The following is a 19054-nucleotide window of genomic DNA, read 5'->3' on the forward strand; positions in this document are numbered from 1 at the left end:
TCGACGCGGTCACACGGTCCGATAGATGTAGATTGCATGTCAGCCTCCGATCCGACAAAGCAGTACCAGCACGACGCGCGTCGTTCGCATGCATCTCTCCTCGACGGCTCGGCGCGCGCCGCGGAGCAGCGGCGTCGACGCGAGCGCGTCCTACCACTCAAGCATGCGCGGAAAATTCGGCCAGGACTGTCCGCGAATTCGCGCGGATCTTTCAGCATTCGCACGAAAAACGCGATCCAGACGATCGGCGCGATCCGTCGCGTGCAAAATACACGTGAATGCGCCGCCCTTCCTCGATCGGCGAGGTCGGACTAACCTCCGCCGCCATGCTGGACCTGCCGACGCCGAAGCCGCTGCCGCTGAACGAGCCCGTCCTCTCCTACGCGCCCGGCACGCCCGAGCGCGCCGCGCTCAAGGCCGCGCTGAAGTCGATGGCGAGCGAGCGCCCCGACGCGCCGCACGTCATCGGCGGCGAGCCGTTCACCGAAGGCCCGACCTTCGAGGTGAAGGCGCCGCACGATCACGCGCTCGTCGTCGCGACGGCGCACGACGGCGGTCCGGTGATGGCACAGCGCGCGATCGACGCCGCGCTCGCGGCCGCGCCGGCGTGGGCGGCGACGTCGTTCGAGGAGCGCGCGCGCGTGTTCCTCCGCGCGGCGGACCTGCTCGCGGGCCCGTGGCGTCAGGTCATCAACGCGGCGACGATGCTCGGGCAGAGCAAGACCGCGTACCAGGCGGAGATCGACTCTGCGTGCGAGCTCATCGACTTCCTCCGCTTCAACGTCGCCTTCGCGTCGCGCCTCGCCGAGCAGCCGATCTCGGGGCCGGGCATGCTCAACATGCTCGAGCTCCGCCCGCTCGAGGGCTTCATCCTCGCGGTCACGCCGTTCAACTTCACCGCGATCGCGGGCAACCTGCCGTCCGTCTGCGCGCTGATGGGCAACGTCGTCGTGTGGAAGCCGGCCGAGAACCAGGTCCTCGCCGCGTACCACACGATGCGGCTCTTCGAGGCGGCGGGGCTCCCGCCCGGCGTCATCAACCTCGTCCACGGCGACGGCAAGAAGATCGCCGACGTCTGCCTCGCGTCGAAGGACCTCGCCGGCATCCACTTCACCGGCTCGACGACCGTGTTCCAGTCGCTGTGGCAGGGCGTCGGCAAGAACATCGCAAACTACAGGAGCTACCCGCGCGTCGTCGGCGAGACCGGCGGGAAGGACTTCGTGTTCGCGCATCCGAGCGCGGAGATCGAGGCGCTCGCGGTCGCGCTCGTGCGCGGCGCGTTCGAGTACCAGGGGCAGAAGTGCTCCGCCGCGTCGCGCGCGTACGTCCCGCGCGCGATGTGGCCGAAGCTGAAGGACCTCCTCGTCGACCACGTGAAACAGATCAAAATGGGCGACGTCACGGACTTCCGGAACTTCATGGGCGCCGTCATCAACGAGCGCGCGTGGAAGCGGCTCGATCTCTGGCGCCAGAAGCTCGGCGAGCACATCGTCGTCGGCGACGGCTGGTCGCGAGACGAGGGTTGGTTCTGCGGCCCCACCGTCGCGGAGGTCCCGAACGATCACCCCGTCCTCGCGGAGGAGCTCTTCGGCCCCGTCCTCGCCGTCACGCTCTACGACGACAAGGACGTCGACGGCGCGCTCGACCTCGTCGATCGCACGAGCCCGTACGGCCTCACCGGCGCGGTGTTCGCGCGCGACCGCGACGCGATCACGAAGGCGCTCGCGAAGCTCCGCCAGGCGGCGGGGAACTTCTACATCAACGACAAGCCGACCGGCGCGGTGGTGGGGCAGCAGCCGTTCGGCGGCGCGCGCGCGTCCGGCACGAACGACAAGGCCGGCAGCGCGTACAACCTGCTGCGCTGGGCCTCGCCGCGCGTGGTGAAGGAGACGTTCGTGCCGCCGACGAGCGTGGGCTACCCGTTCATGCAAGCAGAGTGAGGAGGCGCCGCGCGCGGCCCTCCTTCGTCACGCGCTCGCCCTGGCATTGGGGCGAGCCGCGCTCGAGGTCGCGGCAGATCTGCGGTCGTCGATCGTAGACCGAGCAGAGGAACGTGCCCTCGGCGGAGGGGACCAACGCGGCGCAGTGCCCGACGCCGTGCGTCTGCGTCATGCGCATGTACGCCTCGTTGCCGATCCACTCGACGAGCGTGTCGTCGTCGAGGCGCGCGTGATCGTCGCCCGTCACGCGCACGTAGCGCGGGGTCTCGCCAAAGCAGCACGCGCCGCAACGAATGCACTCGATCATCGTGGTTTTCCAAGTAGCTTATCGCGCCGTCATGAAGCGACTCGCGCTCTTCGCGATCCTCCTCCTGGCTTGCAAGCCGCAACCTCAGCCCAAGCCCGACGGCTCCGCGACGCCGGGGCAGGCGAGCGCGACGCCGCCGCCGGTGCCGCCGCTCTCGCCGAACGCGCGGATCGAGGACGAGCGGAACACGATCGGCGTCTTCAAGGCGTGCGCGCCGTCGACGGTCTACGTCACGCAGACGCGCCTCGTCGTCGACGAGTGGGAGGGCGTCGCGCAGGAGGTCCCCGCCGGCTCGGGCTCCGGCTTCGTCTGGGACGAGCAAGGGCACATCGTGACGAACTTCCACGTCGTCCAAGGCGCGCGCTCGCTCACGGTGACGTTCCACGATCAGCAGACCTTCGACGCGAAGATCGTCGGGGTCGAGCCGCGCAAGGACATCGCCGTCCTCGAGGTGAAGCCGCCGCCGGGGCTCCTCGTCCCGCTGAAGGTCGGGAAGGCGACGCAGCTCGAGGTCGGCCAGAAGACGATCGCGATCGGCAACCCGTTCGGCCTCGATCACACCCTCACGACCGGCGTCGTCAGCGCGATCGGGCGCCAGGTGAAGGGCGCCGGCGGGGTGACGATCCGCGACATGATCCAGACCGACGCCGCGATCAACCCCGGCAACTCCGGCGGCCCGCTCCTCGACTCGAGCGGCCAGCTCATCGGGATGAACACGATGATCTACTCGCAGTCGGGCTCGTCGGCGGGGATCGGCTTCGCGGTGCCGGTCGCGACCATCTCGCGCATCGTCCCGCAGATCATCAAGAACGGCCGCGCGGAGGAGCTCGGCTTCCCGATCACGATCGATCCGACCCAGCGCTTCGAGCGCCGGCTCGGTCTCCGTGGCCTCATCGTCCTCGCGGTGCAGCCGAACAGCGAGGCGGCGAAGGCGGGCCTGAAGGGCGTCACCCAGACGCGCCGCGGCCTCGTCATCAACGACGTGATCGTCGCGCTCGACGACAAGCCGATCGCGACCTACGACGACTTCTACACGATCCTCGACTCGCACAAGGCCGACGACATGGTGAAGGTCACCGTCGTCCGCGGCGACGCGAAGGCGGACCTCCCGCTCAAGGTGATCGTCGTCCCGCCGGGCCGCGAGCCGTGATGGTACGCTCCGGCATCATGCGGGTCTTCGCTCTCGTCCTCGTCGCCGCGGTCGGCATCGCCTGCAAGGACTCTCCCAAGGCGGACACCGGCAGCGAGGGCGGCGCGCCGAGCGGCAAGCGCCTCAAGATCGCGGTCGTGCCGAAGGGGACGACGCACGAGTTCTGGAAGAGCGTCCACGCCGGCGCGGTGAAGGCGGCGAAGGAGGCCGACGTCGACATCGTCTGGAAAGGCCCGCTCAAGGAGGACGACACCAAGGCGCAGATCGACGTCGTCGACACGTTCGTCGCGCAGGGCGTCGCCGGCCTCGTCCTCGCGCCGCTGCACGACAGCGCGCTCAAGACGCCGGTGAAGCGCGCGAAGGACAAGAACATCCCGACCGTGATCTTCGACTCCGACCTCCAGGGCGACGAGCACATCAGCTTCGTCGCGACCGACAACCAGGCGGCGGGGAAGATCGCGGCCGAGGCGATGGCGAAGGACCTCGGCGACAAAGGCAACGTCATCGTCCTCCGCTACCAGGAGGGCTCCGCGAGCACGCAGAACCGCGAGAAGGGGTTCCTCGACGGGATCAAGGCCAAGCCCGAGATCAAGGTCATCAGCGACAACCAGTACGGCGGCGCCACGAGCGAGAGCGCGTTCCAGAAGGGCGAGAGCCTGCTCGTCGCGCACAAGGCGCAGGCCGGCGCGGTGCAGGGGATCTTCACGCCGAACGAGTCGACGACCTTCGGCATGCTGCAGGCGCTGAAGAAGTCGGGCACGAACAAGAAGGTGAAGCTGATCGGGTTCGACTCCTCCGACTCGCTCGTGAACGCGCTGAAGGAAGGGGACATCGACGGCCTTGTCGTCCAAAACCCCTTCAACATGGGCTACCTCTCGGTGAAGACGATGGTCGACCACCTCAAGGGCAAGCCGGTCGACAAACGCATCGACACCGGCGCGCGGCTCGTCGAGAAGGCGAACCTCGACGATCCCGCGGTGAAGGAGATCATGCAGCCGGATCTCAAGAAGTGGCTGAACGAGTGACCGTCCTCGAGATCGCCGGGATCGAGAAGTCGTTCGGCGCGGTCTCGGTCCTCAAAGGCGTGACGCTGCCCGTCGCGGCGGGGGAGACGCACGCGCTCCTCGGCGAGAACGGAGCGGGGAAGAGCACGCTCATGCGCATCCTCCTCGGCGCCGAGCACGCCGACAAAGGGACGATGACGCTCGCCGGCCAGCCGTACGCGCCGCGGAGCCCGCTCGCCGCGCGCGCGGCCGGCGTCGTCATGGTCCCGCAGGAGCGCACGCTCTGCCCGCACCTCACCGTGCTCGAGAACGTGATGCTGGGGCTCGAGCCGACGACGGCGGGCTTCGTGCGCCGCGCCGACGCGCGCGCCGCGGCGGAGAAGGCGCTCGGGCTCGTCACCGGCGTCGGCCGGCGCATCCCGCTCGACGCGCGCGCGGGCGTGCTCCCGGTCGCCGATCAGCAGCTCGTCGAGATCGCGCGCGCGCTCGCGCAGAGCGCGGAGACCGGCGGGGCGAAGGTGCTCGTCCTCGACGAGCCGACGTCGAGCCTCGGCCACGACGACGCGGCGCGCCTCTTCACCCGCGTCGACGCGCTGAAGGCGCAGGGCCTCGCGATCCTCCTCGTCACGCACTTCCTCGACGACGTCCGCACGCGGTCCGATCGTTACACCGTGCTCCGCGACGGCAAGGTGCAAGGAGAGGGCGATCCGAAGACGACGCCGCCGGAGACGATCGTGCGGCAGATGCTCGGCCGCGAGCTCGAGGCCGAGCGCGCGCACGAGGCGAGCGCGCCGGGCGACGTCCTGCTCGAGGCGAAGGACCTCGCCGGGAAGCAGAAGCCCAAGCGCGCGACGTTCACCCTGCGCCGCGGCGAGGTCTTCGGCATCGCGGGCCTCGTCGGCTCCGGCCGCACGGAGCTCCTCCGCCTCCTCGCCGGGCTCGATCCGCTCGCGGACGGCGACGTCGACACCGGCGCGCGGATCGGGCTCCTCTCCGAGGACCGCGGCGGCGAGGGCCTGATGCTCGATCGCACGATCGCCGACAACGTGAACCTCTCGCCGCGCTCGCCGTTCGTCGCCTGGCCGCCGGCGGAGCTCGCGGAGGGCCGGAGGTGGATCGACACCCTGTCGATCCGCGCGAGCGGCCCCGCCCAGCGCACCGGCGACCTCTCGGGCGGGAACCAGCAAAAGGTGCAAATTGCACGTTTGTTGCGGGAGGACCACGACGTCCTCCTCTTCGACGAGCCGACGCGCGGGATCGACGTCGCGAGCAAGGCGCAGGTGCTCGCGCTCGTCCGCGAGCTCGCGGCGAAGGGGAAGGCGATCGTCCTCGTCTCGAGCCAGCTCGACGAGCTCGTGTCGACCTGCGACCGGATCGCGGTGCTCCGTCGCGGCGAGCTCGATCCGGCGCGCCCCGCCGCCGAGTGGACGGAGGCGAAGCTGCTCCTCGAGGCGTCGACGTGAGCGGCTGGCGCGCGGTGCTGGGGGAGCGGCGGCCGCCGTGGCTCGGGCCGCTCGTCGCGGTCGTCGTCGTGTTCGCGATCTTCTCCGCCCTCACGCCCGACCTGTTCCTGCGGTCGTCGGCGATGCTCGTGATGGCGCGGCAGACCGTGGTCGTCGCGATCTGCGCGCTCGGGATGACGATGGTCATCGTCACCGGCGGGATCGACCTCTCGACCGGCTCGCTCGTCGCGCTGACGACGGTGATGCTCGCGCGCTTCCTCAACGCCGGGTACAGCCCGTTCGTCGCGGTCCCGCTCGCGCTCGCGGTCTGCGCGCTCATCGGCGCCACGATCGGCGTCCTCGTCGGCCGCTTCCGGATGCTGCCGTTCATCGTGACGCTCGGCGCGATGTCGATCTTGCGCGGCACCGCGAAGGGGCTCGCGAACGAGCAGAAGATCGAGTGCAAGACGCAGGGGATCGAGGCGCTGCTCTCGGCCGACGTCACCGCGCCCGGGCTCTGGATCGCGCTCGGCCTCACGATCGCGATCGCGCTCCTCCTCGGCTACACCCGGTTCGGGCGCCACGTCTTCGCGGTCGGGTCGAACGAGGCCGCCGCGCGCCTGTGCGGGATCGATCCGGTGCGGGTGAAGGTCCTCGTCTACGCGCTCTCGAGCGTGCTCGCCGGGATCGGCGGGGTGATGCAGCTCTCGACCCTGACGCTGGGCGATCCGACCGACTCGGTCGGCCTCGAGCTCGAGGTCATCGCCGCCGTCGTCATCGGCGGCGCGTCGCTCGGCGGCGGGGACGGGAGCATCGTCGGCACGGTCCTCGGCGCGATGCTGATGACGATCATCAAGACCGGCGCGGTCGACAACGAGATGCCGAACTTCGTGCAGGAGATCGCGACCGGTGTGATCATCGTCGTCGCGGTCGCGATCGATCGCGCGCGCCACGCCCGCGTCCGCCGCTGAGCCGCTGAGCTGGATAACCCGACCATGCGCATCCTCTCGCTCGCCGTCCTCTTGCTCCTCCTCGAAGGCTGCGACTCCTGCGGCGCGAAGGACGCCGCGCCCGCCGACGCCGCGCCGAGCGCGCCGACGGCGGAGCGGCGGCCGCCGCGGAGGTCGAAGAGCTCGAACCCGGCGTCGGCGTTCATCGACGCCGCGACGTCGCTCGACATCGACACCGCGACGCGCGTGAAGATCGAGCGCCTCGACGACGGGCTCGAGACCGACGACACGACCGCGGCCGCGATCTTCAAGGCCTACCGGCTCGAGCTCGCGGCGATGATCCGCGCGAACGAGATCGACGACGCCAAGCTCGAGCCGTTCTACGCCGACGTGGCGAAGAACGCGCGCGCGCGGGAGGAGAAATCGGCGGTCGTCTTCAACCAGCTCCACGCCGCGCTGACGCCGGACCAGCGGGTGAAGGTCGCGACGAAGGTGAAGGCGGACCAGGCCGCGCGCGAGACGCGGATGCTCCGCGGCCGCCGGCCGCCGAGCGCGCAGCGGAAGATCCTGCTCGGGATGACGCGCGGCCTCGAGCTCGACGGCGAGCAGCTCAAGAAGGTCGACGCGCTCCTGCCGCCGGAGGGCGCCGACGCGGGCCCGGACCTGAAGCGCGCGCACTTCCGCGAGGTCGCCGACGCCTTCGAGAAGGACCCCTTCGACGCGAACCAGCTCCTCTTCGACGAGAAGGAGGCGCGGACCACGCTCGAGGACCAGACGAAGCTCGTCGCCGCGCTCCTCCCGATCTTGAAGGAGAAGCAGCGCGACAAGCTCGCCGGGATCTTCGACGAGACGGTCAAGCCCGGCGCCGAAGAGCCGCACTGATCCGGTCCGTCAAAGCTGATAAGGTCGCCGCCTCGGAAAAGTGGAGGCCACGATGCGTTTGAAGGACAAGGTCGCTCTCGTCACCGGCGCGAGCCGCGGAATCGGCTTCGCGAGCTCGGTCGCGCTCGCGAAGGAGGGCGCGACGATCGTGGGCACCGCGCGCACGGCGAAGGACCTCGAGGCGCTCGAGAAGCAGGTCACGTCCGCGGGCGGGAAGGCGAAGATGTTCGCCGGCGACGCGACGAAGAGCGCCGACGTCGCGGCGGCGGTGAAGGGGACGATCGACGCATTCGGGCGCATCGATATTCTCGTCAATAACGTCGGAATCGGTGGATACCGCCCGTTCCTCGACTGGACGGAGGAGGACTACGACCGGATCATGGCGACGAACGCGAAGTCGACGTGGCTCTTCTCGAAGGAGGTCATCCCGCACATGCTGAAGCAGGGCGGCGGCAACATCGTGAACCTCTCGAGCGTCGCCGGCCTCCAGGGGTATCCGAGCGAGGGGATCTACTGCATGTCGAAGTTCGCGCAGGTCGCGCTCGCGCAGTCGCTCGATCGCGAGTTTTACCAGAAGAACATCAAGGTGAGCCTCGTCTGCCCCGGAGGGGTCGAGACCCACTTCGCGATCGGCGACGGCCGCACCTACGACGGCGCGAACATGAAGGGCTTCTCGACCGCGGAGGACGTCGCGGAGGCGGTCGTCCTCGCCGTCCTCCCGCGCGATCGCACCCGCGTCGTGAACGTGATCCTCCGCCCGATGAACGAGATGACGTGAGACGACGGCTCGCTTCCTTCTTCTTCGCCGCGGCCGTGCTCGCAGCGTGCAAGTCCGCGCGCCCGCCCGAGGCGAAGCCGGCGTGGTGCGAGCGCGTCCGCGCGACGGCGGACGCGAGCGGCGATCTCACCGGCCGGGAGAACACGGCCGAGCGCGTGCTCAAGGTGAAGAAGGACATCCAGATCGAGGCGCTCGGCTGCGGCGCCGGCTGGGTCGGGGTCGGGTACGACCCGATCATGTCCGCCGTCGTCGCGGGCCGCGAGCTCCCCGCCGGGCCGGGCCTCGTCGATCCGAACGATCGCGCGCACACGCTCATCGTGTTCCTGAGCGGCGACGCGCCGCTCCCGGTCGCGAACCCGCTCTACGTCGACGGCGTGCGCGTCTACTTCATCGGCGACGAGCTCACGCCGCCGCGACCGGAGCAGCCGGTCCCGGAGACCGCGGCGCCCCCTGCGCCGAGCCGCGGCGCGTGGTGCCGCGACGTGCCGCTCACGGCCGATCCGGCGGGGGACGAGACGGGGAAGAGCAACACGCAGGAGCGCGTGCTCTACGTGAAGAACAAGATCCAGAGCGCGATGCTCGCGTGCGCGGGCGTGAACGGCATCAGCATGACGCCGGCCGACGCGGCGCGCGCGGTCCTCGAGGGCAAGCCGCCGCTCGAGAAGGCGGTCGACCCGAACGCGCCCGTCTACGCGATCACGGTCGCGCTCGACAACGACGCGCCGAAGCCGGTCGCGAACCCGCTCTTCATCGAGGGCGTCCGCGTCTACTTCCTCGTCGGCCGGCTCTGATCGGCTCTCGTCAGCTCTCGTCGCCGAGGCGCTGCTTCGCCGCGAGGAGCGTGTTCTCGAGGAGGCACGCGATCGTCATCGGGCCGACGCCGCCGGGGACGGGCGTGATCGCGCCGGCGCGCTCGGCCGCCTCGGCGTAGGCGACGTCGCCGACGAGCTTGGTCTTCGCCGGATCGTCGGGGCGCGCGACGCGGTTCATGCCGACGTCGATCACGGTCGCGCCCGGCTTCACCCAGTCGCCCTTCACCATCTCGGCGCGGCCGACCGCGACGACGAGCACGTCGGCCTCGCGGCACACCGCGGCGAGGTCCTTCGTCTTCGAGTGCGCGATCGTCACCGTCGCGTTCGCCTGGAGGAGGAGCTGTCCCATCGGCTTGCCGACGATGTTCGATCGGCCGACGACGACCGCGCGCGCGCCTTCGAGCTTCGTCCCCGCGAGCGCGATGAGCTTCATCGATCCGCGCGGCGTGCACGGCACGAGCGCAGGGCGCCCCGACGCGAGGAGGCCCGCGTTGGTGGGGTGGAAGCCGTCGACGTCCTTGTCCGCGCGCACGGCGTCGAGGACACGTTGCTCTTTGATCTGCTTCGGCAGCGGGAGCTGGACCAGGATGCCGTCCACCGTGTCGTCGCCGTTCAGGCGATCGAGGAGGGCGAGGAGATCGCTCTCGGTGGTGGAGCCGGGCAGGGTGTGGAGCTTGCCGCGGATCCCGACCTCGAGCGCGGCCTTCTCTTTGTTGCGGGTGTAGACCTGGCTCGCCGGATCGTCGCCGACGAGCACGACCTCGAGGCCGGGCGCGCGCCCGTGCTTCGCGACGAACGACTGAACGCCCTTCGCGACGTCGGCGCGAACGGACTCTGCGAGCTTCTTCCCATCGAGGATCGTGGCGGCCATCGCCGCGCACTCTAGTCGCTCGTCACTTCAGCGTCAGCACGATGTCGTCGACGACGAGGCAGTGGCCCGGGCCGGCTTGCTGCATGCCGACGCGCGCGGTCACGCCGGCGCCGGCGGTGACGCTCGCGCCGCCGTTCTGCGCGAACGCGACCGACGTGAACTCGGCGCCGACGCTGCGCGAGATGGCGCTGTTGTTCCCGCCGGACCGAACGCCCACCGTCGCGGAGGACGGTCCGCTCTCGCTCCAGCGCCGCGCGAACATCGCGACGGCGGCCTTGCCCGCGCGCGGCGCGGCGACGGTGCGCTCGAGGAAGACGTCGCCGCCCGTCGTCGCGCAGATCATGCACGAGCCGCCGCCCGCGGAGTGTGTCTCCGGCAGCGCGTTGACGATCCCGGCGCCGGTGAGCGTCCAGTCGTTGCAGCCGCTCGCGAACGTCTCGTCGAGGAGGGGAGCGTCGGCGGGGTCGGGGGTGCCGGAGGACGAGGACGATGAAGACGACGATGACGACGATGTCGATGAGGTCGATGAAGACGTGGAGCTTCCTCCGGACGAGGAGCCGGACGACGCCGACGATCCCGGCGGCGCGCTCCCGGAGGAGCTCGACGCGGACGTCGAGGTGGTGGCGTCGGTCGTGTCGCCGCCGCTGTAGCCGTCGAGGTCCGTCGTCACCGAGCACGCGAGCGCGAGCGCCGCGACGACCGTGACGAGGGAGCCCGCGACGAGGCGCACCCGTTCAGCTTAGCTTGAAGACGCGGGCGAGGATGCGATCGAGGTGGTCGAGGTCTTCGTAGGGAATGGTGACCTCACCCTTGCTCCCGTCGGCGCTCTTGGGAGCGAGGACCACCTTGGTGCCGGCCGCGCGCGTCATGCGCTGCTCGAGGTCGCGGACCGCGGCGGTCTTCCCCGGCGCCTTGCCGCCGCCGGCCTTGCCGCCTTTCTTCGCGCCGCGGACGAGGGCCTCGGCGGCGCGGACGTTGAGGCGTCCGCGGACGACCTTTTCCGCGAGATCTTCGATCTTCCCGGGATCCGCGCCGAGGAGCGCGCGCGCGTGGCCCTCGGTGAGGTCGCCGGCGATGACGCGCGATCGCACGCTCGGGGGGAGCTTCAGGAGGCGGAGCGAGTTCGCGATCGTGGTGCGGTCCTTGCCGAGCCGGGTCGCGAGGGCTTCTTGGGTGTAGCCGTGCTCCTTGACGAGGCGGTCGAACGACTCGGCGAGCTCGACGGGGTTCAGATCCTCGCGCTGGACGTTCTCGATGATCGCGAGCTCGAAGGCGTACTTCGGCGTGACGTCCTTCACGACGACGAGGACGTCCTTGAGGCCCGCTTTCTGCGACGCGCGCCACCGCCGCTCGCCGGCGATGATCTCGAACTTCTCCTGGTTCGGGATGCGGCGGACGACGAGGGGCTCGAGGACGCCGTGCTCCTTGATCGACGCGGCGAGCTCCTCGAGCTTCTCCTTCGCGAAGTGCTGGCGCGGCTGTCCCTTCTGCGGGACGAGCTTCTCGATCGGGACGGTGAAGACCGTGCGGTCGCCGTTGTCGGTGCGGCTCGTCTTCTCGGCGTTGCGCGGCGGCGCGGAGGGGAGGAGCGCGTCGAGGCCGCGTCCGAGCGCGCGCGGCTTCGTGGGTGCGGGCTTCGCCGCCGCCATCAACGCGCCGCCTTCTTCTTCGGCGTGGAGGTCGCGCCGCGCTTGTGGCGGGAGAGGAGCTCCTTCGCGAGCGCGAGGTAGCCCTGCGCGCCCTTCGACGAGGCGTCGTAGAGGAGGACGGGCTTGCCGTGGGAGGGGGCCTCGGAGAGGCGGACGTTGCGCGGGATGACGGCGTCGAACACGAAGAAGTGCTTCTTCACCTCGTCCGCGACCTGGTGCGCGAGGTTGTTGCGCGGGTCGAACATCGTGAGGACGACGCCAAGGACGTCGAGGTCCTTGTTCATGCCGTTCTTCACGCGATCGATCGTGGCCATCAGGTGGGTGAGGCCTTCGAGCGCGAAGTACTCGCACTGGAGCGGGACGAGGACGGAGCTCGTCGCCGCGAGCGCGTTGAGCGTGAGGAGGCCGAGCGACGGCGGGCAGTCGATGAAGACGTAGTCGTAGTCGCCGAGCACCGGGTCGAGCGCGTCCTTCAGCTTCGTGGCGCGCTTCGGATCGTCGACGAGCTCGATCTCCGCGGCGACGAGGTCCTGCGTCGCGGGGGCGACGAAGAGGGTAGGGACGTCGGTCTGCACGACGACGTCGGCGAGCTCGGACTGTCCGATGAGGACGTCGTAGACCGTGCGCTCCTGCGTGCCCGGTCGCACGCCGACCGCGGAGCTCGCGTTGCCTTGCGGGTCCATGTCGACGAGGAGCGTCCGCCGCTCCGCCGCGGCGACGCTCGCGGCGAGGTTCACCGCGGTCGTCGTCTTCCCGACGCCGCCCTTCTGGTTGACGACGCAGATGACGTGGCAGTCGCTTCGCTGACGCATGCCGGAGGGCCGAGAGGTTTAGACCGTCCACGAAAATCGCGAACGCTTTTTTGGACGCGCCCCTCCCGCGATGTAGGGTGTACCCAGATGTAGGCAAACGTAGGCGCCGCCAAGGGGCGGAGCGCGTTGCGCCCAAGGAGTCAGCCATGCAGGGAAGCGAGCCGGGCCCCCGCGAAAGCGGCCGCCCCAGCGGTTGCGAAGCACCCCCCGCCCCCGGGCCCCATGTCCACGGGGTTGGGCCCGTGCAGGGAAGCGAGCCGGGCCCCCGCGAAAGCGGCCGCCCCAGCGGTCGCGAAGCACCCTCCACCTTCGGGCCCCATGTCCACGGGGTTGGGCCTGGGCCCGTGCAGGGAAGCGAGCCGGGCCCCCGCGAAAGCGGCCGCCCCAGCGGTTGCGAAGCAACCCCCGTCTTCGGGGGCCGTGTTCGCGGGGTGGGGGTGTCGGGGGCGAAGCCCCTGACCATGAGTGGAGTGGGGGTGTCGGGGGCGAAGCCCCTGACCATGATGAAAGACATCCTCGCCGCGTCCAGCGACGAGAGCACCGATCGCATCCTCGCCGCGGCCTTCTTTCGCAAGCGTCCGCTCCAGGCGGGGACGACTCCGAACGTGATCCTTCTCGCGGACCGGAAGCGGCCGCGGGTGACGACGACGACGACCAGCTTTCTTGGAGGCGACCGATGACTGTTCCGAAGAGCTACCGCAGCATGCAGGAATTCGAGCGCGAGGCCATCCGCCCCGACTTGAAGTACGGCTTCTCGCTCGACGATTTGATGCAAGACACGACCTTCGAGGGCTCCGACCTGCTCTTCGACGACACGGTCGACGAGTACGACCCGGATCAAGAAGACGACGACGATTACTGAGGACGGCTCTGCCCCTCACGGCCGCTTAGACTTCTTCGCTTGAACGACTGCCCTGGGGCCTCTTGCCCGGGGCTTTCGTGTTTCAAGCGGCCTTGGTGAAGTGCGGGGTCGCCATCATGAGCTCGGCGCGGATCTGGCCGAACGCGCGCGCCATCTCGCGCGTCACCGGGTTCGCCTCCGCCCTCTCCGTCAGGAGCGGGCCCGCGATGACGTCGAGCGCGTCGAGCGCGCGCGGCGCGAGGGAGCAAAGCCGCATCGTCTCCTCCGCCGGCGGGAGGTCCCGCTGCTCGTTCCGTTCGAGCTCGCGCGCGAGGAACGCGCAGTAGGCGCCGAGGTCCTCGACCAGGTCGGAGCCCGCGCTCTCCCAGAGGGCGGTCGCGGCGTCGACGACCGCCCGCTCGAGCGGATCCCACACCGACGTCGCGCCGTTCTTGCGGCTCGCGCGGAGCACGCGGCGCTCGCCGAAGGAGCGCAGGGTCATGTGGTCGATGCGCTCGCGGAGGAGCTCGCGCGAAGGGTGGGCCGGCGGAGGGGCGGTCGTGGCGGTGACATCGGACATGATGGCCGAGGTCGATGCGAGCGGCGTGCCGAGCGGCGAGCGTCACGAACATGACGGGGCGGGAAGCCTTGAACCCCCCACCGCCTGTAGATATGGTGGCGCCCTCACAATGGAAGTCACTGTCAACCGCATCTCTCCCGTCGTCATGGAGCTCTCGGTCCAGATCCCGGCCGACGCCGTGAAGTCGCAAGTCGACAAGGCCTATCTGACGCTCGGGAAGAAGGCCCACGTGAAAGGGTTCCGTCCGGGCAAGGCGCCGCGTGACGTGCTCTCGCGCCTCTTCGGCGCTCAGGTCGCGAACGACGTCGCGAACCAGATCGTCAACGACACGCTGCCGCGCGTGCTCTCGGACAAGAACCTGACGCCGGTGAACCAGCCGTCGGTCGAGCCGACGGAGGCCTTCGATCCGAAGAAGGCGTTCAGCTACAAGGCGACGTTCGAGGTCCAGCCCGACATCGAGGACGTGAAGTACGAGGGCTTCGAGCTCTTCAAGCCCAAGGTCGAGGTGCCGGACGAGGCGCTCGACAAGGAGCTCGAGGCGCTCCGCACGCGCAACGCCGCGCTCAAGGCGCCGGAGCCCGCGCGTCCGGCGAAGAAGGGCGACGTCGTCACGATCGACTTCACGCTCGGCGTCGACGGCAAGGAAGTGAAGGACGGCGGCGGCCAGGGCGTGCAGCTCGAGCTCGGCGCGGGCCAGGCGCTCCCCGAGATCGACGGCGCGCTCGACGGCAAGAGCGCCGGCGACAAGGTCACGGTCGAGCACACCTTCGCCGCCGACCACCCGCGCGACGACTTCCGCGGCAAGAAGGGCTCCTTCGACATCACGGTGTCGGACATCAAGGAGCGCGTCCCGCCGAACCTCGACGACGAGTTCGCGAAGGACCTCGGCTTCGACACGCTCATCGCGCTCCGCGCCGACGTGCACACCAAGCTCGAGAAGGCGTTCAAGGACCGCGCCGAGACGGCGGTCGCCGAGCAGATCGTGCAGAAGCTCAACGAGCAGAACCCCTGCGACGTCCCGCCCTCGCTCGTCGAGCAGCAGTGCCGGATCATGGAGCAGGAGGTCGTGATGCAGGCGCGCCGCGCGGGGCAGCGCTTCACGAAGGAGCAGGCGCAGACCCTCCACGACGCGATCCACAAGGACGCGGAGCGGAAGGTGCGCGCCGGCCTCCTCATGGCCGCGATCGCGAAGAAGAACGAGTTCAAGGTCACGGACGAGGACCTCGAGAAGGGCATGCAAGAGCTTGCGGCCGAGACGGGGAAGAACGTCGCCAAGCTCCGCGCCGAGTATCGCGAGAAGTCGAAGCGTGACATCCTCATCGGCATGATCCTCGAGGACAAGATCCTCGACTTCATCGAGGCGAAGTCGAAGATCACGGAAGGCGACCCGCCCGCGGCGGCGCCGGCATCCGAGTCCAAGGACTCCAAGGACGAAGAGAAGAAGGAAGGTTGATCGCGATGAAGAGGCCGGAGACGCGTGCGCAGGCGCTGAACGTTCTCGAGAGCAACAAGGAGCTGCTCGAGCAGACCCGGAGCGTGCTCATCCCGAACGTCGTCGAGACGACGCATCGCGGGGAGCGCGGCTGGAGCATCTTCGACCGGCTCCTCAAGGACCGCATCGTGTTTCTCTACGACGAGATCCACGACATGCTGGCGAACGTGATCATCGCCCAGTTCCTGTTCCTCGAGAGCGAGGACCCGGACAAGGAGATCATGGTCTACATCAACAGCCCCGGCGGCGTGGTGACCAGCGGCCTCGCGATCCACGACACGATGCAGTACGTCCGCTGCGACGTGTCGACGACGTGCCTCGGCATGGCGGCCTCGATGGCGGCGGTGCTCCTCGCGGCCGGCACGAAGGGCCGCCGCAACGCGCTCCCCAACGCGCGGATCATGATCCATCAGCCGATGGGCGGCGCACGTGGTCAGGCGTCGGACATCGAGATCCAGGCGCGCGAGATCCGGCACTTGAAGGAAGTGCTGACCGAGATCCTCACCAACGCGACCGGCAAGAACAAGGACCAGATCCACAAGGACATCGATCGCGACTTCTACCTCAGCGCGGCTGCGGCAAAGGAGTACGGCCTGATCGACAACGTCATGGTCGCGCCGAAGAAGAAGAGCGACGGCACGAAGGAGAAGTGAGCAGGCGCAAGCTTGCCGTTGTTCGGACGGGGCGATAGGCTTTTTCGGGCTCTTGAAGCGAGGCAGGCATTGGAGCGGCGTCGAGACGATCACACGGGCGGTAACCTGAGCTGCTCTTTCTGCGGAAAGTCGCAGAAGGAGGTGAAGAAGCTCATCGCGGGACCGACGGTCTACATCTGCGACGAGTGCATTGGCCTCTGCAACGACATCATCGCGGAGGAAGTGGAGAAGGACGAGCCCTACGCGGGCTCCACGCCGATCCCGAAGCCGTCGGAGATCAAATCGATCCTCGACGACTACGTGATCGGCCAGGACCGCGCGAAGAAGATCCTCGCGGTCGCCGTCCACAACCACTACAAGCGCATCGACTCGCGCGTGACGTCGGACGACGTCGAGCTCTCGAAGTCGAACATCCTCCTCCTCGGCCCGACCGGCTCGGGCAAGACGCTCCTCGCGCAGACGCTCGCGAAGATCCTCCACGTCCCGTTCGCGATCGCGGACGCGACGACGCTCACGGAGGCGGGCTACGTCGGCGAGGACGTCGAGAACATCATCGTCCAGCTGCTGCAGAACGCCGACCACGACGTCGAGCGCGCCCAGCGCGGTATCGTCTATATCGACGAAATCGACAAGATCAGCCGCAAGAGCGACAACCCCAGCATCACGCGCGACGTCTCGGGCGAGGGCGTGCAGCAGGCGCTCCTGAAGATCATCGAGGGCACGATCGCGAACGTGCCGCCGAAGGGCGGTCGCAAGCACCCGCAGCAGGACTTCCTGCAGGTCGACACGACGAACATCCTCTTCATCTGCGGCGGCGCGTTCGTCGGCCTCGATCAGATCGTCCAGCGCCGCACGGGCCAGCAGACGCTCGGCTTCGGGGCGGAGCTGAAGAGCAAGAAGGACTTCAAGCTCGGCGAGCTCCTCGCGCGGGTCGAGCCGGAGGACCTCCTCAAGTTCGGCCTCATCCCCGAGTTCATCGGCCGTCTGCCCATCATCGCGACGCTCCACGAGCTGAACGAGGAGGCGCTGATCGACATCCTCACGAAGCCGAAGAACGCGCTCGTGAAGCAGTTCCAGAAGATCTTCGAGATGGACGGCGTGAAGCTGAAGTTCACGAAGTCCGCCCTGAGCGCCGTCGCCCGCGAGGCCCTCGCGCGCAACGCCGGCGCCCGCGGCCTCCGCGCCATCCTCGAAGGCTCCCTCCTCGACATCATGTACGACGTCCCCTCCCGCTCCGGCATCAAGGAGGTCGTCATCAACGAGGAGACGATCAACAAGGGCGACCCGCCCCTCATCGTCTACCAGAAGGAAACCGAGTCGGCCTGACGCTGGCCGCGCGCGTGCTACGTTCAGGCCTGTCGCTGGCGTCCGAGACGCTTTCGAAGCTCAAGGCGCTCGCGAAGCTTCATCATGGCGGCGACGTCTCGGCGCTGCTCGCGGAGCTCGTCGAGCGTGAGGAGAAGCGGAGGGCCATCGCGAGCCTCGCCGAGGAGCTCGGGATTCCTCCGCTCGCGCGTGAACGGGCGGCCGAAATCGACGCGGAGTGGACGTGCGAGAGGCGATCCTCCGCCGGTGCGAGCTCGAGCTGATGAGCGTGCCGCTCTGTCGTGCCGCCGGCGAGGCGCTCGCTGCGGTCGAGGGCGCGACGCTCGCGGATGCCGTCGTGATGGCGTCCGCGGCGCTGCGCGGGGGCGGGATCGTGTACACGAGCGATCCCGACGATCTCCGGGCGCTCAACGCGCACTCTCCGACCGTGCTCGTCGTCGCGGTCTAAAACAGCCGGAGCCCCGAGCGTTCGAGGGCGCACTTCATCGTGTCGAGGGGGAGCTGGCCGTGGCCGATCTCGCCGTGGTGCCAGCTCTTGCCGTCGGGGTGGTCCTTCGCCGTCATCGGCGCGCGGCAGCTCGAGGCGACGGCGCCCGTGCTCATCAGCGTCGTCGTCAGCGTCATTCCTTCGATGCCGCCGCGGGGATCGGCGAGCGGGTCCTTGTAGACCTGGAGCACCGCGTCGACGTTCGGCGGGACGTCGCCGTGCCAGCGGTGCTCCGTCTTCGTGCGCGCGTCCTCCCACTCGTTGCCCATCTGCTTCGACACCGGATCGAACGCGCCGAGGAACGCGATGCGCTGGCCCACGTGCGAGCCGTCGGCGCAGCCGTGGTCGTTCAGCGCGTGCGCGACCTGGTTCGCGATGAACGCGCCGCGGCTGTAGCCGACGAGCACGATGTCGCACGCGGCGCCGGGGCGCGCGGCGAGGTGCTGGCAGATCGCGCCGCGGCCACGCTCCACGCGCTCCGCCGACGCACCGAACGGCAGCGCGGGGACACCTTCGATGTACACGCGCGTCGTGCTCGCATCGACGACCTCTCCGTTGAGGCCCTCCGCGCCCGACGTCGCCGCCGGCCCGAGCGCGGTCTTGTAGAGGACGCCGACGTTCGAGTTCGTGTCGGGCGAGTAGACGCCGGAGCCGTCGAACACGACGAGGAGCGAGCACGCGCTCGCCGACGGAGCGCGCTCGCGGATGGTCGCGCACGTCGTCGCCGCGGTGCACGCCGAGCCCGCAGCAGCGGCGGCGGGCTCAGCAGCGGCGGCGGGCTCGGTGGCGGCGGCGGGCTCGGTGATCGCCTCGCTTCGGACCTCGAGCGGCTCTTCTTCTTCGTAGGTCGCGGCGCAGCCCACGAGCGTGAGGACGACGGCGAGGGCAGGGACGACGCGCATGCCCGCGCTACAGCAGGCCGCGTTCCACCGAAAAATCTGAAAGATAACGTGCTCGTCGTGGCGTGCGGCGGGGGCGGTGTCTCCCGGCGCGGACACCGGTCGGCGGGCCGGCCCGCTCCGCGCGCGCGTGACGGATGCACGAGCTCGGTCCGCGCGGTTGCGCTCACGGAAATGCG

21 protein-coding genes are annotated in these 19054 nt (G+C 69.3%); 14 read left to right on the forward strand and 7 right to left on the reverse strand.

From position 1 onward, the window contains the following. Nucleotides 1-326 precede the first annotated feature (326 nt). Nucleotides 327-1940: an L-glutamate gamma-semialdehyde dehydrogenase gene (pruA, locus tag KF837_27665; GenBank protein MBX3231131.1), complete on the forward strand. Its 1614-nt coding sequence runs from the start codon at nt 327-329 to the stop codon at nt 1938-1940. Here the strand turns inward: pruA and KF837_27670 are convergent. Further along, entirely contained in the window at nt 1924-2247 is a 324-nt protein-coding gene (locus KF837_27670) for a YkgJ family cysteine cluster protein (protein MBX3231132.1), read from the reverse strand. The genes pruA and KF837_27670 overlap by 17 nt on opposite strands. Here KF837_27670 and KF837_27675 point away from each other — a divergent pair. From KF837_27675 to KF837_27705, 7 genes are read left to right on the forward strand one after another with little or no spacing between them, the layout of a single operon-like run. Further along, nucleotides 2234-3397, forward strand: a complete 1164-nt coding sequence (locus KF837_27675; GenBank protein ID MBX3231133.1) for a trypsin-like peptidase domain-containing protein — start codon at nt 2234-2236, stop codon at nt 3395-3397. The two genes, KF837_27670 and KF837_27675, sit on opposite strands and share 14 nt — an antisense overlap. 17 nt (nt 3398-3414) lie before the next feature. Further along, nucleotides 3415-4422, forward strand: coding sequence for a substrate-binding domain-containing protein (locus KF837_27680; protein MBX3231134.1), 1008 nt, complete (start codon nt 3415-3417; stop codon nt 4420-4422). Continuing rightward, nucleotides 4407-5864, forward strand: a complete 1458-nt coding sequence (locus KF837_27685) for a sugar ABC transporter ATP-binding protein (protein MBX3231135.1) — start codon at nt 4407-4409, stop codon at nt 5862-5864. Before KF837_27680 ends, KF837_27685 begins: the two co-directional genes overlap by 16 nt. Nucleotides 5865-5881: 17 nt before the next feature. Next, nucleotides 5882-6814, forward strand: a complete 933-nt coding sequence (locus KF837_27690) for an ABC transporter permease (protein MBX3231136.1) — start codon at nt 5882-5884, stop codon at nt 6812-6814. A gap of 24 nt (nt 6815-6838) precedes the next feature. Beyond that, complete coding sequence (locus KF837_27695; protein ID MBX3231137.1) at nt 6839-7675, forward strand: hypothetical protein; 837 nt, start codon at nt 6839-6841, stop codon at nt 7673-7675. Nucleotides 7676-7727: 52 nt separating this feature from the next. Further along, the gene (locus KF837_27700; GenBank protein ID MBX3231138.1) at nt 7728-8453 is read left to right on the forward strand and encodes an SDR family oxidoreductase; all 726 of its coding nucleotides are present in this window, start codon (nt 7728-7730) and stop codon (nt 8451-8453) included. Next, entirely contained in the window at nt 8450-9244 is a 795-nt protein-coding gene (locus KF837_27705; GenBank protein MBX3231139.1) for a hypothetical protein, read from the forward strand. The genes KF837_27700 and KF837_27705 overlap by 4 nt, the downstream gene beginning before the upstream one ends. 10 nt (nt 9245-9254) lie before the next feature. On the opposite strand, the gene folD is transcribed toward KF837_27705, so the two are convergent. From folD to KF837_27725, 4 genes are read right to left on the reverse strand one after another with little or no spacing between them, the layout of a single operon-like run. Then, nucleotides 9255-10136, reverse strand: coding sequence for a bifunctional methylenetetrahydrofolate dehydrogenase/methenyltetrahydrofolate cyclohydrolase FolD (folD, locus tag KF837_27710; GenBank protein ID MBX3231140.1), 882 nt, complete (start codon nt 10134-10136; stop codon nt 9255-9257). Nucleotides 10137-10158: 22 nt separating this feature from the next. Next, on the reverse strand, nt 10159-10866 hold the full coding sequence (locus tag KF837_27715; protein ID MBX3231141.1) for a hypothetical protein: 708 nt from the start codon (nt 10864-10866) through the stop codon (nt 10159-10161). A 4-nt stretch (nt 10867-10870) separates the two neighbouring features. Further along, nucleotides 10871-11785 (reverse strand): ParB/RepB/Spo0J family partition protein, encoded by a 915-nt coding sequence (locus tag KF837_27720; protein ID MBX3231142.1) that lies wholly within the window; start codon nt 11783-11785, stop codon nt 10871-10873. Continuing rightward, complete coding sequence (locus KF837_27725) at nt 11785-12597, reverse strand: ParA family protein (protein ID MBX3231143.1); 813 nt, start codon at nt 12595-12597, stop codon at nt 11785-11787. The genes KF837_27720 and KF837_27725 overlap by 1 nt, the downstream gene beginning before the upstream one ends. 500 nt (nt 12598-13097) lie before the next feature. On the opposite strand from KF837_27725, the gene KF837_27730 reads away from it, so the two are divergent. Both KF837_27730 and KF837_27735 read left to right on the forward strand, forming a co-directional pair. Next, nucleotides 13098-13277 (forward strand): hypothetical protein, encoded by a 180-nt coding sequence (locus KF837_27730; protein MBX3231144.1) that lies wholly within the window; start codon nt 13098-13100, stop codon nt 13275-13277. Continuing rightward, nucleotides 13274-13459, forward strand: a complete 186-nt coding sequence (locus KF837_27735; protein ID MBX3231145.1) for a transcriptional regulator — start codon at nt 13274-13276, stop codon at nt 13457-13459. Before KF837_27730 ends, KF837_27735 begins: the two co-directional genes overlap by 4 nt. 82 nt (nt 13460-13541) lie before the next feature. On the opposite strand, the gene KF837_27740 is transcribed toward KF837_27735, so the two are convergent. Continuing rightward, a complete protein-coding gene (locus KF837_27740; protein MBX3231146.1) occupies nt 13542-14018 on the reverse strand; it encodes a hypothetical protein in 477 nt (158 codons plus the stop codon). Nucleotides 14019-14127: 109 nt separating this feature from the next. Between KF837_27740 and tig the strand changes: the two genes are divergently transcribed. The 4 genes from tig (at nt 14128) to KF837_27760 (ending at nt 17937) form a co-directional block, all read left to right on the forward strand. Next, nucleotides 14128-15471: a trigger factor gene (gene tig / locus KF837_27745; protein ID MBX3231147.1), complete on the forward strand. Its 1344-nt coding sequence runs from the start codon at nt 14128-14130 to the stop codon at nt 15469-15471. A gap of 5 nt (nt 15472-15476) precedes the next feature. Then, nucleotides 15477-16163, forward strand: a complete 687-nt coding sequence (locus KF837_27750) for an ATP-dependent Clp protease proteolytic subunit (protein MBX3231148.1) — start codon at nt 15477-15479, stop codon at nt 16161-16163. Between the two features lie 69 nt (nt 16164-16232). Then, complete coding sequence (clpX, locus tag KF837_27755; GenBank protein MBX3231149.1) at nt 16233-17489, forward strand: ATP-dependent Clp protease ATP-binding subunit ClpX; 1257 nt, start codon at nt 16233-16235, stop codon at nt 17487-17489. Between the two features lie 223 nt (nt 17490-17712). After that, on the forward strand, nt 17713-17937 hold the full coding sequence (locus tag KF837_27760; GenBank protein MBX3231150.1) for a hypothetical protein: 225 nt from the start codon (nt 17713-17715) through the stop codon (nt 17935-17937). Here KF837_27760 and KF837_27765 read toward each other — a convergent pair. Beyond that, a complete protein-coding gene (locus KF837_27765) occupies nt 17934-18878 on the reverse strand; it encodes a hypothetical protein (GenBank protein MBX3231151.1) in 945 nt (314 codons plus the stop codon). The genes KF837_27760 and KF837_27765 overlap by 4 nt on opposite strands. Nucleotides 18879-19054 lie beyond the last annotated feature (176 nt).

It is taken from the genome of Labilithrix sp. (assembly GCA_019637155.1).
GTDB lineage: Bacteria > Myxococcota_A > Polyangia > Polyangiales > Polyangiaceae > Labilithrix.

Excerpts from the sequence above, each read along its gene's own strand:
- pruA (MBX3231131.1), top strand. The coding sequence starts at position 327 with ATGCTGGACCTGCCGACGCCGAAGCCGCTGCCGCTGAACGAGCCCGTC.
- KF837_27675 (MBX3231133.1), top strand. The coding sequence starts at position 2,234 with ATGCACTCGATCATCGTGGTTTTCCAAGTAGCTTATCGCGCCGTCATG.
- KF837_27670 (MBX3231132.1), bottom strand. The coding sequence starts at position 2,247 with ATGATCGAGTGCATTCGTTGCGGCGCGTGCTGCTTTGGCGAGACCCCG.
- KF837_27680 (MBX3231134.1), top strand. The coding sequence starts at position 3,415 with ATGCGGGTCTTCGCTCTCGTCCTCGTCGCCGCGGTCGGCATCGCCTGC.
- KF837_27695 (MBX3231137.1), top strand. The coding sequence starts at position 6,839 with ATGCGCATCCTCTCGCTCGCCGTCCTCTTGCTCCTCCTCGAAGGCTGC.
- KF837_27700 (MBX3231138.1), top strand. The coding sequence starts at position 7,728 with ATGCGTTTGAAGGACAAGGTCGCTCTCGTCACCGGCGCGAGCCGCGGA.
- folD (MBX3231140.1), bottom strand. The coding sequence starts at position 10,136 with ATGGCCGCCACGATCCTCGATGGGAAGAAGCTCGCAGAGTCCGTTCGC.
- KF837_27720 (MBX3231142.1), bottom strand. The coding sequence starts at position 11,785 with ATGGCGGCGGCGAAGCCCGCACCCACGAAGCCGCGCGCGCTCGGACGC.
- KF837_27725 (MBX3231143.1), bottom strand. The coding sequence starts at position 12,597 with ATGCGTCAGCGAAGCGACTGCCACGTCATCTGCGTCGTCAACCAGAAG.
- KF837_27730 (MBX3231144.1), top strand. The coding sequence starts at position 13,098 with ATGATGAAAGACATCCTCGCCGCGTCCAGCGACGAGAGCACCGATCGC.
- KF837_27735 (MBX3231145.1), top strand. The coding sequence starts at position 13,274 with ATGACTGTTCCGAAGAGCTACCGCAGCATGCAGGAATTCGAGCGCGAG.
- KF837_27740 (MBX3231146.1), bottom strand. The coding sequence starts at position 14,018 with ATGTCCGATGTCACCGCCACGACCGCCCCTCCGCCGGCCCACCCTTCG.
- tig (MBX3231147.1), top strand. The coding sequence starts at position 14,128 with ATGGAAGTCACTGTCAACCGCATCTCTCCCGTCGTCATGGAGCTCTCG.
- KF837_27750 (MBX3231148.1), top strand. The coding sequence starts at position 15,477 with ATGAAGAGGCCGGAGACGCGTGCGCAGGCGCTGAACGTTCTCGAGAGC.
- KF837_27765 (MBX3231151.1), bottom strand. The coding sequence starts at position 18,878 with ATGCGCGTCGTCCCTGCCCTCGCCGTCGTCCTCACGCTCGTGGGCTGC.